The organism is Streptomyces sp. NBC_00012 (assembly GCF_045040875.1).
GTDB lineage: Bacteria > Actinomycetota > Actinomycetes > Streptomycetales > Streptomycetaceae > Streptomyces.
In genome coordinates, this window is the sequence record NZ_CP108309.1 from 6613837 (window position 1) to 6628291 (window position 14455).

Here is a 14455-nt window from a genome sequence, read left to right on the forward strand (position 1 = left end):
GCGCTTCAGTCGCGCCCGGTGCCCATCCACCCCTTCGACCAGTGGAGACCGCATGTCCGGCCAGCCCGCCGCCCGCCGTACCGTGCTGAAGGGTGCCGCTCTCGCCGGCGCCGCCGGGCTGGGAGTGGCCGCCTGCTCGACCGAATCGAAGCTCGGCCACGCCGAGACGCCGACGCCGACCGCACCCGTCGAGCTCGGCGCGCCGGACGAGATTCCGGTCGGCGGATCCAAGCTCTTCCGTAACGAGCGGGTCATCGTGAACTGCCCGGCCAAGGGCCAGTACAAGGCGTTCAGCGCCCAGTGCACCCACGCGGGATGCCTGCTGGACAAGGTCGAGGACAACGTGGGGACATGCCCCTGCCACGGCAGCCACTTCGACACGACGACCGGCAAGGCGATGCGCGGTCCGGCGACCGCGCCGCTGCCCGCGGTCCCGGTCAGGGTCGAGGGCGGAAAGCTGGTCGCGGGCCCCGACGCCTGACATCGGCCGAGGAGTCACCGGCCGAGGAGTCACCGGTCGGGGAGTCACCGGCCGGAAACGGGCTTACTCCCAGTCCCAGTCGATGCCGACCAGACCGGGCCGAACCCCCTGCTCCACCAGGTGAACGGTCCGGTGCCTGCCGGTCAGTGTGAGGTCCGTGCGGGCGCCGCGCGGCGCCCCCGCCGAGACCTGGGCGAAGCGCCGGCACCGTACCGGCAGCGCGGCCTCGTCGAAGGCCACCTGGAGCACGTACTGTCCGCCGCCGAAGCTGAACCCCCGCACGTACTCGCCGCTGGGACCCCCCGTGCCGTCGTCGAAGCCGTAGCCGAAGAGGTAGGTGTCGCCCGCCCGCAGCCGGGTGTCGAAGAGCAGCTCGGCGACGAGCACCCCGGTCCCGCGGTCCCAGCGGACCCGGCCGGTCCGGCAGTTCTCCCCGGCCGTCACCGTCACCCGCGCCGGATCGCAGCCCGGGTCGCCCCGGTGGACGGCGAGGTAGCGGTCGATGTCGTCCCGGTGGGCGCGCACCACGTGCTGCGACTCGCGCTGCCGCAGCTCCCGGCCGGGACCGATCCGTACCCGCTCGTGATGTCCCACCGTGTGCAGTCCGCCGTCCACCGGCGACCCCATGGCGGCGAGCAGCCGCTCCACGGAGCCGGACGACTCCATCAGGGAGCGGTACGAACGCGCGGCCGGACGGTCGGCCTCCGGGCGGCCGTTCCCGCTTCCCAGTAGCCGGAGCAGCGAGTTCCCCGGCAGCTCCAGCACTTCCTCCAGCGCCTTCACGGCCCGCAGGGACTCAGGGCGCTGCGGGCGCCTGGCCCCCTGCTGCCAGTAACTCAGGCTCGTCACCCCGACCTTGACCCCGCGGTGCGCGAGGTGGTGCTGCACTCTCTGGAGCGGCAGCCCCCTCACCGATAGCGCGGTGCGCAGCGCCAAATGGAACGGGCCGGTGTGCAGCACCTGTGCCAGTTCGGCCTCGGTGTGCCGCATGAGGTCCTCCAGGTGAACGTTCACGACGCGGGACGGGGGAGCGCGTCGGTGGGGGCGGTGCCGCAGGTGGCCGGGGCAGGGCCGTTCACGTATCCGCCACGCCGTTCACACCGCGATGTTCCCCCGCATTGAAGCGTGTTGACCCGTCCCCGACAACGGTTGATGCTCCTCGGGCAGCGTCCGGACGCGCTCCTCCGATCCCACACCCCCCGTCTCGGGAGGAACGTCATGCGTATCCGAAGAATCCGAACAGACCGGCTCCCGGCCCTGGCCGCCCTGGCCGCCGTGCTCCTCGCCGTGCCGACGGCGACCGCCTCGGCGGCCCCGGCGTCGCCCACGAACACGACCGCGACCACGAACACGAACGCGACCACGAGCGGGCCCGCCGTCAGTGGTGCCGCCGCGACGCAGCGGCTGGACATCACGATGCAGGCCCAGCAGAAGACCAACTGGTGCTGGGCGGCATCCGGCAACACCATCGCCACCTGGTTCGGCCGCACCTACTCGCAGAACCAGTTCTGCAACGCCGCCTTCGGCCGCGCACAGGGCTACGAGTGCCCCAACTCGCAGGCCACGCTGGGCAATGTCCAGGACGGTCTGTACTGGGCCGGCATCAACCCCGGTTCGTACGTCACCGGCTGGCTGCGCTACCCCACCGTCCAGTCCGAGATCGCCGCGGGCCGCCCCGTGGAGACCCGCATCCAGTGGTCGTCGGGCGGCGGCCACATGCATGTCCTTTACGGGTACGACGACTCCGGCAGCTGGGTCTACTGGGGCGATCCCTGGCCCTCCAGCAACCGCTACAACTGGGCCTCGCACGCCTGGTACGTGAACAACAACGAGTTCTCCTGGACCCACTCCCTCTACCGGATCGGGGCGTGACGCGATGATCCACAGGAACGCACGCACCGCCCGGTCCACGGCCGCCGCGCTGGCCGCCACCGGGGTCCTGGCCGGCGCCGCCCTGCTCACCGTCGCCCCGGAGGCGGCCGCCGCCACCGGCCCCACCGCCGGCCCGGCCGCCCTGTCCGCCGCCCGGCACGCGGCCACCGATCCGGCGACCCTGGACACCCTGGCCCGGTTCTTCGGCCGCGAGGGCGCGGTCACCAGGTCGGCGGCCGCCCCACGCATCGAGGGCGCGGCCGTCCCCGTACACACCCTCGATCCGGACTTCGTGGCCGGGAAGCCGGGAGCGCCCGTGGCCAGGCTGGACTTCCTCGCCATCACGGCCGTCTCCTCGGACGGGCAGAAGGCGTCCCTGTGGACCCTTCCGAAGGGAGGGAAGGAGGGCGGCTGGCAGGTGGTGAACATCGCCACCGGCGACGACGAGACGAGGTACGCCGCCGCGGGCGCCCGGAAGCTGCCCGGCGGGACGGTGTTCCGTGAGCCTCAGGTGGACGCCTGGTACGTCCAGAAGGGGACCGAGGTGCTCCCGCTGGACCAGGACGCGGTCCGTGCGGTCGGCGCCCGCGGCACCACGCTGGCCGCCTACCGCGCCCGGGTCCGCGCCGCCTACGGCGACAAGCTGCCCGGCTCCGGATACGCCCGCTCCGGCAAGGCGGGCGGCTACTCCCCGCCGGCCGGCCCCGCCCCCGGCGGCCCGCAGCCCCGGGCGGTCGCGGCGAGCACGGCGTCCGGCACGGCGCCGGCCGCCACCTCGGCCGCCGGAGCGGGCGCCCTCGTCGTGCTCGCCCTCGGCGGTCTCACCGTCCTGCGCAACCGTCGCCGCCGGGAGACCCCGTGACCGGCCGCGGCACCCACTGATCCGTGCTCCGGGGCGTGCTCCCACGATCCGCGCCCCGGAGCACGGCACCACTTCCGGGCGGCCGCACTGTCACTGCCCGCAAGTAGGGTGGGACACATGGCAGACCCCTCCAGCTACCGCCCCAAGCCGGGACAGATCCCCGACTCCCCGGGGGTCTACAAATTCCGCGACGAACACCGCCGGGTGATCTACGTCGGAAAGGCCAAGAACCTGCGCCAGCGCCTGGCCAATTACTTCCAGGACCTGGCCGCGCTCCACCCGCGTACGCGCACGATGGTCACCACGGCCGCCTCGGTGGAATGGACGGTCGTCTCCACGGAGGTCGAGGCCCTCCAGCTGGAGTACTCCTGGATCAAGGAGTTCGACCCCCGGTTCAACGTCAAGTACCGCGACGACAAGAGCTATCCGTATCTCGCGGTCACGCTCAATGAGGAGTTCCCGCGCGTCCAGGTGATGCGCGGAGCCAAGAAGAAGGGTGTGCGCTACTTCGGTCCGTACGGGCACGCCTGGGCGATCCGCGAGACGGTCGACCTGATGCTCCGGGTCTTTCCGGTGCGCACCTGCTCCGCCGGCGTCTTCAAGAACGCCGCCAGGACCGGCCGTCCGTGCCTCCTCGGCTACATCGGCAAGTGCTCGGCCCCCTGCGTCGGCCGCGTCACCCCCGAGGAACACCGCGAACTGGCCGACGACTTCTGCGACTTCATGGCCGGCCGGACCGGTACGTACATCCGCCGCCTGGAGAAGGACATGATGGTGGCGGCCGAGGAGATGGAGTACGAGCGGGCGGCCCGGCTCCGCGACGACGTGGAGGCCCTCAAGCGGGCCATGGAGAAGAGCGCCGTCGTGCTGGCCGACGCCACCGACGCCGACCTGATCGCGGTCGCCGAGGACGAGCTCGAAGCCGCCGTCCAGATCTTCCACGTGCGCGGCGGCCGGGTGCGCGGCCAGCGCGGCTGGGTCACCGACAAGGTCGAGAACGTCGACACCTCCGGCCTCGTCGAGCTCGCCCTCCAGCAGCTGTACGGCGAGGAGACGGGCGACTCGGTCCCCAAGGAGGTCCTCGTCCCGGCCCTGCCCGAGGACCCGGACGCGGTCTCCCAGTGGCTCGCCGGCCGTCGGGGCTCCCAGGTCAGCCTGCGCATCCCGCAGCGCGGCGACAAGAAGGACCTGATGGCGACGGTCCAGCGCAACGCCCAGCAGGCTCTGGGGCTGCACAAGACCAAGCGCGCCTCCGACCTGACCACCCGCTCCCGCGCCCTGGAGGAGATCGCTCAGGCGCTCGGCCTCGACACCGCCCCGCTGCGCATCGAGTGCTTCGACATCTCGCACCTCCAGGGCGAAGACGTGGTCGCCTCCATGGTCGTCTTCGAGGACGGCCTCGTTCGCAAGAGCGAGTACCGCCGCTTCCAGATCAAGGGCTTCGAGGGCCAGGACGACGTCCGCTCGATGCACGAGGTGATCGGCCGCCGCTTCAAGCGCTATCTCCAGGAGAAGGAACGTACGGGGGAGTGGGAGGAGACCCCCGCCCCCACCGGACCGGCCCCGGCACCGCAGAACACCACCACCGCGCCCGGCGCCGCCCCCGGCCCGGCCGCGGGGGCCGACGCCGCAGGTGCGGACGCCGAGCCCCGCGAGGACGACGGGCGTCCCAAGCGGTTCGCCTACCCGCCGCAGCTCGTCGTGGTCGACGGCGGTCAGCCGCAGGTCGCCGCCGCCAAGCGGGCCCTCGACGAGCTGGGGATCGACGACATCGCCGTCTGCGGCCTCGCCAAGCGCCTCGAAGAGGTCTGGCTGCCCGATGACGACGACCCCGTCGTCCTGCCCCGCTCCAGCGAGGGTCTCTACCTCCTCCAGCGCGTCCGTGACGAGGCCCACCGCTTCGCGATCACCTACCAGCGCGCCAAGCGGGCCAAACGGATCCGTTCCAGCCCCCTGGACTCCGTCGCCGGTCTCGGCGAAACCCGGAAGCAGGCGTTGATCAAGCATTTCGGCTCCGTGAAGAAGCTGAAGCAGGCGACAATCGACGAGATCTGCGAGGTTCCGGGGATAGGCCGCAGAACGGCGGAATCAGTGGCTGTCGCCCTCGCGTCGGCCGCCCCGGCCGCGCCCGCCGTGAACACGGCGACAGGAGAGATCATTGAAGAGGACGACGGGGGCAGCACGACATGACCGAGCGTGAGAACGAGCAGGAAGTCGGGCGCGGGCAAGAAGCCGGGCACGACGGCACCGACCGAGCAGACGGAGCAGCACAAGTGAGTACGGCCACCACGAACGAGCCGGGCGACGGGAACACGACCATCCCCGAGCTGGTGATCATCTCGGGGATGTCGGGCGCTGGTCGCAGCACGGCGGCCAAGTGTCTGGAGGACCTCGGCTGGTTCGTCGTCGACAACCTGCCACCCGCACTGATCCCCACCATGGTCGAGCTCGGCGCCCGCTCGCAGGGCAACGTGGCGCGGATCGCCGTCGTCGTCGACGTCCGGGGGCGCCGCTTCTTCGACAACCTCCGCGAATCCCTCGCCGACCTGGAGGCCAAGCACGTCACCCGGCGGATCGTCTTCCTGGAGTCCTCCGACGACGCCCTCGTCCGCCGCTTCGAATCGGTCCGCCGCCCGCACCCCCTCCAGGGTGACGGCCGGATCGTCGACGGCATCGCCGCCGAGCGCGATCTGCTGCGCGAGCTGCGCGGCGACGCGGACCTGGTGATCGACACCTCCAGCCTCAACGTGCACGAACTGCGCGCCAAGATGGACGCCCAGTTCGCCGGTGAGGAGGAGCCGGAGCTGCGCGCCACGGTGATGTCGTTCGGCTTCAAGTACGGCCTGCCGGTCGACGCCGACCTGGTGGTCGACTGCCGCTTCCTGCCCAACCCGCACTGGGTCCCCGAGCTGCGTCCGTTCACCGGTCTCAACGAGGAGGTCTCCGCCTACGTCTTCGACCAGCCCGGCGCCAAGGAGTTCCTCAACCAGTACACGGAGCTGCTCCAGCTCATCGCCGCCGGGTACCGCCGCGAGGGCAAGCGCTATGTGACGATCGCGGTCGGCTGCACGGGCGGCAAGCACCGTTCGGTCGCCATGTCCGAGAAGCTGGCGGCCCGGCTCGCGACCGAAGGCATCGAGACCGTCCTCGTCCACCGGGACATGGGGCGCGAGTGACCAGCCGTAGTCTGCGCCTGCGGCGGCTGCGCAGAGCCACCTCCGCGCTGCCCGGCCGCAAGCGCGGCGCACAGCCCAAGGTCGTCGCACTCGGCGGCGGCATGGGGCTGTCCGCGTCGCTCGCGTCGCTCCGCAGGATCACCGGTGATCTCACCGCCGTGGTCACCGTCGCCGACGACGGCGGCTCCAGCGGCCGGCTCCGCGAGGAGCTCGGCGTACTGCCGCCCGGCGACCTGCGCAAGGCGCTCGCCGCCCTGTGCGGTGACGACGACTGGGGCCAGACCTGGGCCCGGGTGATCCAGCACCGCTTCCAGTCCAAGGGCGACCTGCACGAGCACGCGGTCGGCAATCTGCTGATCGTCGCCCTCTGGGAGCAGCTCGGCGACCATGTCCAGGCCCTCGACCTGGTCGGCAAGCTCCTCGGGGCGCACGGCCGGGTGCTTCCCATGTCCGCCGTGCCGCTGGAGCTCCAGGCGCTGGTCCGGGGACACGACCCGGCCCGCCCGGACGACGTGGACACCGTGCGCGGACAGGCCACCGTGGCGCTCACCCCCGGCGAGGTGCAGTCCGTGCACCTCGTCCCGAACGACCCGCCCGCCGTCCCCGAGGCCGTCGCCGCGGTCCTCGACGCCGACTGGGTGGTGCTCGGCCCGGGGTCCTGGTTCTCCTCCGTGATCCCGCATCTGCTCGTCCCCGAACTGCTCGACGCGCTCGTCGAGACCAAGGCCCGCAAGGTCCTCTCGCTCAACCTGGCACCGCAACCCGGTGAAACTGATGGCTTCTCCCCGCAGCGTCATTTGGAGGTTTTGGGACGACACGCCCCTAAACTCGCCCTGGACGTGGTGCTGGCCGACGAAGCCGCTGTGCCCGATCGTGAGTCCCTCGCCGACGCCGCCAAGCGGCTCGGCGCCGCGGTCGAGCTGGCGCCGGTGGCCTCACCCGACGGCGTTCCGATCCATGATCCGGAGCTGTTGGCCGCCGCGTACGACCGTATTTTTCGGATGCATGGAAGGATCGGCCCATGGCGATGACGCCCGCGGTGAAGGACGAAATCTCTCGGCTTCCCGTGACCCGGACCTGCTGCAGGAAGGCAGAAGTCTCGGCGATTCTTCGGTTCGCGGGTGGGCTGCACCTGGTGAGCGGCCGGATTGTGATCGAGGCGGAGCTGGACACCGCGATGGCGGCGCGCCGGCTGAAGCGGGACATTCTCGAAATCTTCGGGCACAGCTCGGAGCTGATCGTGATGGCGCCCGGAGGTCTGCGGCGCAGTTCCCGCTACGTCGTACGGGTGGTGGCGGGCGGCGACCAGCTGGCCCGCCAGACCGGCCTGGTGGACGGTCGAGGCCGTCCCATCCGCGGGCTGCCCCCGCAGGTGGTCTCGGGGGCCACCTGTGACGCCGAGGCGGCCTGGCGCGGGGCCTTCCTGGCCCATGGTTCGCTCACCGAGCCGGGCCGCTCCTCCTCGCTGGAGGTGACCTGCCCGGGCCCGGAGGCGGCGCTCGCACTGGTCGGCGCGGCCCGCAGGCTCTCCATCGCGGCCAAGGCCCGCGAGGTGCGCGGGGTGGACCGGGTCGTCGTCCGCGACGGCGACGCGATCGGCGCGCTGCTCACCCGGCTCGGCGCCCATGAGTCGGTGCTGGCCTGGGAGGAGCGGCGGATGCGCCGCGAGGTCCGCGCCACGGCCAACCGGCTCGCCAACTTCGACGACGCCAACCTGCGCCGTTCGGCGCGGGCCGCGGTCGCCGCGGGCGCCCGGGTGGGACGCGCGCTGGAGATCCTGGGCGAGGAGGTGCCCGAGCACCTCGCGGCGGCCGGACGGCTGCGCATGGAGCACAAGCAGGCGTCCCTGGAGGAGCTGGGCGCGCTCGCAGACCCGCCGCTGACCAAGGACGCGGTCGCCGGCCGGATCCGCCGGCTGCTGGCGATGGCCGACAAGCGGGCCCAGGACATGGGCATCCCGGGCACCGAAGCCACCCTCAGCGAGGAGCTCGCCGACGGCCTGGTGGGCTGACCCGCGAGAGCCGCAGAATCAGGCCGGATTCCGGACTCGCGGGACTCCCCGGGGCGTTGACGCTCCGTAATCGTCACAGCATGTACGGCCGAGTATCCGGAGGCCCGTACTCCTACCGAGGAGTACGGGCCGCGGCGCTTCCTACGGCCCCGCTCGATGTCACTCCGTGGCCCTCGGAGAGGTAGGGTCGGAGGCGGTCGGGGACATCTCATACAACTCGCCGGGGTGAAAACCCCGCGTACCTAACGAGGAGATCGGTTCGTGACGATCCGCGTAGGCATCAACGGCTTCGGTCGCATCGGCCGCAACTACTTCCGCGCACTGCTGGAGCAGGGTGCGGCCATCGAGATCGTGGCTGTCAACGACCTGGGTGACACCGCGACCACGGCCCACCTGCTGAAGTACGACACCATCCTGGGTCGTCTGAAGGCAGAGGTCAGCCACACCGCCGACACCATCACCGTCGATGGTCACACGATCAAGGTTCTCTCCGAGCGCAACCCCGCCGACATCCCCTGGGGTCAGCTGGGCGTCGACATCGTCATCGAGTCGACCGGCATCTTCACGAAGAAGGCCGACGCCGAGAAGCACATCGCCGGCGGCGCCAAGAAGGTCCTCATCTCGGCTCCGGCCAAGGGCGAGGACATCACCATCGTGATGGGCGTCAACCAGGACAAGTACGACGCGGCCAACCACCACGTCATCTCCAACGCGTCCTGCACGACCAACTGTGTCGCACCGATGGCCAAGGTTCTTGACGAGAACTTCGGCATCGTCAAGGGCCTCATGACGACGGTCCACGCGTACACGAACGACCAGCGCATCCTGGACTTCCCGCACTCGGACCTGCGTCGCGCCCGCGCCGCCGCCGAGAACATCATCCCGACCACCACCGGTGCTGCCAAGGCCACCGCCCTGGTGCTCCCGCAGCTGAAGGGCAAGCTGGACGGCATCGCCATGCGCGTCCCGGTCCCGACCGGCTCGGCCACCGACCTGGTCGTCGAGCTCCAGCGCGAGGTCACCAAGGACGAGGTCAACGCCGCGTTCAAGAAGGCTGCCGACGACGGCGACCTCAAGGGCATCCTGTACTACACCGAGGACCCGATCGTGTCGTCGGACATCGTCGGCGACCCGGCGTCCTGCACCTTCGACTCCTCGCTGACCATGGTTCAGGAGGGCAAGTCGGTGAAGATCCTCGGCTGGTACGACAACGAGTGGGGTTACTCCAACCGCCTCGTCGACCTGACCGTCTTCGTCGGCAGCCAGCTCTGACCGTTGAACCGGCAGGCACTCAGGGCCTCTCGTTCGGATCATGCCGGGGTCGCGAGGTCCGGCCTGATCCGGCCTGATCCGAACGAAAGACCCAAGATGTGAGCACGGGGCTCGAACAGCGCAACGCCGCGCCGTTCGGGCCCCGTCGCATGCTCTCCCGCCCTCCAAGGAGTCAAGCAAGATGAAGACGATCGACGAACTGATCGCCGAAGGGGTCGCCGGCAAGCGGGTATTCGTCCGCGCCGACCTCAACGTGCCGCTCAGCGGCACCACCATCACCGACGACGGCCGGATCCGCGCCGTCCAGCCGACCGTCGAGAAGCTCGTCGCGGCCGGCGCGCGGGTCGTCGTCGCCTCGCACCTGGGCCGCCCCAAGGGCGCCCCGGACCCCGCCTTCTCCCTGGCGCCCGCCGCCGCCCGTCTCGGCGAACTCATCGGCGCCGGCGTGGCGTTCGCGACCGACACGGTCGGCGAGTCCGCCCGCGCCACGGTCGCCGGGCTCGCCGACGGCCAGGTCGCCGTCCTGGAGAACCTCCGCTTCAACCCCGGCGAGACGTCCAAGGACGACGCCGAGCGCGGTGCGTTCGCCGACCAGCTCGCCGAGCTCGCCGATCTCTACGTGGGCGACGGCTTCGGGGCCGTGCACCGCAAGCACGCCTCGGTCTTCGACCTCCCGGCCCGGCTGCCGCACGCCGCCGGTGACCTGATCGCCACCGAGGTCGGCGTCCTGAAGAAGCTCACCGAGAACGTCGAGCGCCCGTACGCCGTCGTGCTCGGCGGCTCCAAGGTCTCCGACAAGCTCGGCGTCATCGATCACCTCCTGGAGCGCGCCGACCGCATCCTGATCGGCGGCGGCATGGCGTACACCTTCCTCAAGGCCCAGGGCCACGAGGTCGGCAGCTCGCTGCTCCAGGAGGACCAGATCCCAGCGGTGCTGGAGTACCTCAAGCGTGCCGAGGACAAGGGCGTGGAGTTCGTGCTCCCCGTGGACGTCGTGGTCTCCGAGCAGTTCCCGGACCTCAAGGCCAAGGCCCCGACCGAGCACCGCACGGTGCCCGCGGACGCCATGCCGGCCGGTTTCATCGGCCTGGACAACGGCCCCGAGACCAACAAGCTGTACGCATCGAAGCTCGCCGACGCCGCCACCGTCTTCTGGAACGGCCCGATGGGCGTCTTCGAGCACCCCGACTACGCCGAGGGCACCCGGGCCGTGGCCCAGGCCCTCGTCGACTCCTCGGGCTTCAGTGTCGTCGGCGGTGGCGACTCCGCCGCGGCCGTCCGCACCCTGGGCTTCGACGAGAACGCATTCGGACACATCTCGACCGGTGGCGGTGCCAGCCTCGAATACCTCGAGGGCAAGACGCTTCCCGGCCTCGCCGCACTGGAGGACTGACCTTTCATGACCACTCGCACCCCGCTGATGGCGGGCAACTGGAAGATGAACCTCAACCACCTCGAGGCCATCGCACACACCCAGAAGCTCGGCTTCGCGCTGACCGACAAGGACTACGACGCCGTCGAGGTCGCCGTCCTGCCGCCCTTCACCGACCTGCGCTCCGTGCAGACCCTGGTCGAGGGCGACAAGCTGAAGATCAAGTACGGCGCCCAGGACATCTCGGCGCACGACTCCGGCGCGTACACCGGTGAGATCTCCGGCCCGATGCTCGCCAAGCTGCGCTGCACCTACGTCGCCGTCGGCCACAGCGAGCGCCGGCAGTACCACGGTGAGACCGACGAGATCTGCAACGCCAAGGTGAAGGCCGCGTACAAGCACGGCCTGACCCCGATCCTCTGCGTCGGCGAGGGCCTGGACGTCCGCAAGGCCGGTGACCAGGTCCCGTACACCCTCGCGCAGCTCGACGGCGGTCTGAAGGACGTCCCGGCCGAGCAGGCCGAGTCCATCGTGATCGCGTACGAGCCGGTCTGGGCCATCGGCACCGGAGAGGTCGCCACTCCCGAGGACGCCCAGGAGGTCTGCGGTGCGATCCGCGGCCGGCTGGCCGAGCTGTACTCGCAGGAGCTGGCCGACGCGGTCCGCATCCAGTACGGCGGCTCGGTGAAGTCCGGCAATGTCGCCGCGATCATGGCGCAGCCCGACGTGGACGGCGCGCTGGTCGGCGGCGCCGCGCTGGACGCCGACGAGTTCGTCAAGATCGTCCGCTTCCGCGACCAGTGAGTATGCGGTAGCGCGGATCCGTCGTACCCTTGCGGGGGCCGCGGAGGGTGTAACCTCCCGGCCCCCGTAATCAGCACATGCAGTCCAGAGGAATTCCGGAAAGTAGGGACCAGCCGTGATTTTGGCGTTCGAGATCGCCCTGATCGTCTTCAGCCTGCTGCTGATGCTGCTGGTGCTGATGCACAAGGGAAAGGGCGGCGGCCTCTCCGACATGTTCGGTGGCGGCATGCAGTCGTCGGTCGGCGGCTCCTCGGTCGCCGAGCGGAACCTCGACCGGATCACCGTGGTCGTCGGTCTGGGATGGTTCGCGTGCATTGTTGTGCTTGGTCTGCTGATCAAGCTGGACAACTGACCCGTCGTACGCGATTCCCGGTGACGGTGTAACTCCTTTCACTGGACGCGCGTTGGGCCTTACGTAGACTGGGGCATCTTCGAGCACCATCACGCAGGGAGTTACGACCGTGGCAAGTGGCAACGCGATCCGGGGAAGCCGGGTCGGAGCGGGGCCGATGGGGGAGGCCGAGCGCGGCGAGTCCGCGCCGCGTCTCCGCATCTCCTTCTGGTGCTCGAACGGGCACGAGACGCAGCCGAGCTTCGCCAGTGACGCGCAGGTACCGGAGACTTGGGACTGCCCGCGCTGCGGCTTCCCGGCCGGCCAGGACCGGGACAGCCCGCCGGACCCGCCGCGCACCGAGCCGTACAAGACGCACCTCGCGTATGTGCGCGAGCGGCGCAGCGACGCGGACGGCGAGGCCATTCTCGCCGAGGCGCTGGCGAAACTCCGGGGCGAAATCTAGAGGTTGACCGGCCGGGCACCCACAGGGTGTCCGGCCGGACCGCTTTTGCCGTGCCGCAGGTCTTCATCGCCTCGTCGGCCCTTCTGATCAATTAGGTTTGTAGATGCAGCGGGGCATCTGCAAGCACGAGAAGAATTGGGCTGATATCCGGGATGAACACACCAAGCCGAACCAGGCTCAACCAGACGCCCGAGTGGACAGCTCTGGGCAAGCACCGCGAGCAGTTCGGGACGACCCATCTGCGCAGGCTCTTCGCGGACGATCCGGAGCGCGGCAGCGGATACACCCTGAGGGTCGGCGATCTGTACGTCGACTACTCCAAGCACCTGGTCACCGACGAGACGCTGCGGCTGCTGCGCGATCTCGCCGCGGCCACCGGAGTGACCGGGCTGCGGGACGCGATGTTCCGCGGCGAGAAGATCAACACCACCGAGGACCGCGCGGTTCTGCACACCGCGCTGCGTGCCCCGCGCGACGTGGTGATCGAGGTCGACGGCGAGAACGTGGTGCCGGGTGTGCACGCCGTGCTCGACCGGATGGCGGCGTTCTCCGACCGCGTCAGGTCGGGGGAGTGGACCGGCCACACCGGCAGGCGCATCAGGAACGTCGTCAACATCGGCATCGGCGGTTCCGACCTCGGCCCCGCCATGGCGTACGAGGTGCTGCGCTCCTTCACGGACCGCGACCTCACCGTCCGCTTCGTGTCGAACGTCGACGGCGCCGACCTCCACGAGGCGGTGCGCGATCTCGACCCGGCCGAGACGCTTTTCGTCATCGCGTCGAAGACCTTCACCACGATCGAGACGATCACCAACGCCACCTCGGCCCGCAACTGGCTGCTGACCGGGCTGAAGGCCGGTCAGGAAGCGGTCGCCAAGCACTTCGTGGCGCTTTCCACGAATGCGGACAAGGTCGCGGAGTTCGGCATCGACACCGCCAACATGTTCGAGTTCTGGGACTGGGTCGGCGGCCGCTACTCCTACGACTCCGCCATCGGCCTCTCGCTGATGATCGCCATCGGCCCGGACCGGTTCCGCGAGATGCTCGACGGCTTCCACCTGGTCGACGAGCACTTCCGCACCGCCCCCGCCGAGTCCAACGTCCCCATGCTGATGGGGCTGTTGGGGGTCTGGTACGGCGCGTTCTTCGACGCCCAGTCGCATGCGGTGCTGCCGTACAGCCACTATCTGTCCAGGTTCACCGCGTACTTGCAGCAGCTGGACATGGAGTCCAACGGCAAGTCCGTGGACCGGGACGGAAATCCGGTCGACTGGCAGACCGGACCGGTCGTCTGGGGCACCCCCGGCACCAATGGACAGCACGCCTACTACCAGCTCATCCACCAGGGCACCAAGGTCATCCCGGCCGACTTCATCGGTTTCGCCGAGCCGGTCGCCGACCTGCTGCCCGGTCTGGTCGCCCAGCACGATCTGCTGATGGCCAATTTCTTCGCCCAGACCCAGGCACTGGCCTTCGGTAAGACGCCGGACGAGGTCCGGGCCGAGGGCGTCGCCGAGGAGCTGGTGCCGCACAAGACCTTCCTGGGCAACCACCCGACGACGACGATCCTCGCCGACCGGCTGACCCCGTCCGTCCTCGGCCAGCTGATCGCGCTGTACGAGCACAAGGTCTTCGTCCAGGGCGCCGTCTGGAACATCGACTCCTTCGACCAGTGGGGCGTCGAGCTGGGCAAGGTCCTCGCCAGGAAGATCGAGCCGGTGCTCACCGGGGGCGAGGGGGGCGAGCAGCTGGACAGCTCGACCGCGGCGCTCGTCGAGGCGTACCGCGCACGCCGGGGACGCTGAGCC

At 70.1% G+C, this 14455-nt stretch carries 14 protein-coding genes; 13 read left to right on the top strand and 1 reads right to left on the bottom strand.

Annotated features, from left to right (window positions below; all coding sequences use genetic code 11):
* The first annotated feature begins 52 nt into the window (after positions 1-52).
* A complete protein-coding gene (locus OHA19_RS30270) occupies positions 53-481 on the top strand; it encodes a Rieske (2Fe-2S) protein (RefSeq protein ID WP_405711527.1) in 429 nt (142 codons plus the stop codon).
* Between the two features lie 63 nt (positions 482-544).
* Here the strand turns inward: OHA19_RS30270 and OHA19_RS30275 are convergent, their stop codons facing one another.
* Positions 545-1471 (bottom strand): hypothetical protein, encoded by a 927-nt coding sequence (locus OHA19_RS30275; RefSeq protein WP_405711525.1) that lies wholly within the window; start codon positions 1469-1471, stop codon positions 545-547.
* A gap of 228 nt (positions 1472-1699) precedes the next feature.
* Here OHA19_RS30275 and OHA19_RS30280 point away from each other — a divergent pair, with 228 nt between their 5' ends.
* The 12 genes from OHA19_RS30280 to pgi all read left to right on the top strand — a co-directional run bounded on the left by OHA19_RS30280 (position 1700) and on the right by pgi (position 14452).
* Complete coding sequence (locus OHA19_RS30280; RefSeq protein ID WP_405711523.1) at positions 1700-2353, top strand: papain-like cysteine protease family protein; 654 nt, start codon at positions 1700-1702, stop codon at positions 2351-2353.
* A 4-nt stretch (positions 2354-2357) separates the two neighbouring features.
* Positions 2358-3215, top strand: a complete 858-nt coding sequence (locus OHA19_RS30285) for a hypothetical protein (protein WP_405752287.1) — start codon at positions 2358-2360, stop codon at positions 3213-3215.
* A gap of 117 nt (positions 3216-3332) precedes the next feature.
* Positions 3333-5405, top strand: coding sequence for an excinuclease ABC subunit UvrC (gene uvrC / locus OHA19_RS30290; protein WP_405752290.1), 2073 nt, complete (start codon positions 3333-3335; stop codon positions 5403-5405).
* Positions 5402-6391 carry an RNase adapter RapZ gene (rapZ, locus tag OHA19_RS30295; RefSeq protein WP_405711517.1) on the top strand — a complete coding sequence of 330 codons (990 nt, stop codon included), beginning with the start codon at positions 5402-5404 and terminating at the stop codon, positions 6389-6391. The genes uvrC and rapZ overlap by 4 nt, the downstream gene beginning before the upstream one ends.
* Positions 6388-7422 (top strand): uridine diphosphate-N-acetylglucosamine-binding protein YvcK, encoded by a 1035-nt coding sequence (gene yvcK / locus OHA19_RS30300; protein WP_405711515.1) that lies wholly within the window; start codon positions 6388-6390, stop codon positions 7420-7422. The genes rapZ and yvcK overlap by 4 nt, the downstream gene beginning before the upstream one ends.
* A complete protein-coding gene (gene whiA, locus OHA19_RS30305; protein ID WP_405711514.1) occupies positions 7413-8402 on the top strand; it encodes a DNA-binding protein WhiA in 990 nt (329 codons plus the stop codon). The genes yvcK and whiA overlap by 10 nt, the downstream gene beginning before the upstream one ends.
* A 261-nt stretch (positions 8403-8663) precedes the next feature.
* On the top strand, positions 8664-9674 hold the full coding sequence (gene gap, locus OHA19_RS30310; protein WP_405711513.1) for a type I glyceraldehyde-3-phosphate dehydrogenase: 1011 nt from the start codon (positions 8664-8666) through the stop codon (positions 9672-9674).
* A 181-nt stretch (positions 9675-9855) separates the two neighbouring features.
* On the top strand, positions 9856-11067 hold the full coding sequence (locus tag OHA19_RS30315) for a phosphoglycerate kinase (protein ID WP_405711511.1): 1212 nt from the start codon (positions 9856-9858) through the stop codon (positions 11065-11067).
* A gap of 6 nt (positions 11068-11073) precedes the next feature.
* Positions 11074-11850 (top strand): triose-phosphate isomerase, encoded by a 777-nt coding sequence (tpiA, locus tag OHA19_RS30320; RefSeq protein WP_405711509.1) that lies wholly within the window; start codon positions 11074-11076, stop codon positions 11848-11850.
* A gap of 115 nt (positions 11851-11965) precedes the next feature.
* Positions 11966-12202 carry a preprotein translocase subunit SecG gene (gene secG, locus OHA19_RS30325; RefSeq protein WP_072483071.1) on the top strand — a complete coding sequence of 79 codons (237 nt, stop codon included), beginning with the start codon at positions 11966-11968 and terminating at the stop codon, positions 12200-12202.
* Positions 12203-12311: 109 nt separating this feature from the next.
* On the top strand, positions 12312-12647 hold the full coding sequence (locus OHA19_RS30330) for an RNA polymerase-binding protein RbpA (protein WP_072483070.1): 336 nt from the start codon (positions 12312-12314) through the stop codon (positions 12645-12647).
* Positions 12648-12799: 152 nt separating this feature from the next.
* Entirely contained in the window at positions 12800-14452 is a 1653-nt protein-coding gene (gene pgi / locus OHA19_RS30335; protein ID WP_405711506.1) for a glucose-6-phosphate isomerase, read from the top strand.
* Positions 14453-14455: the final 3 nt, after the last annotated feature.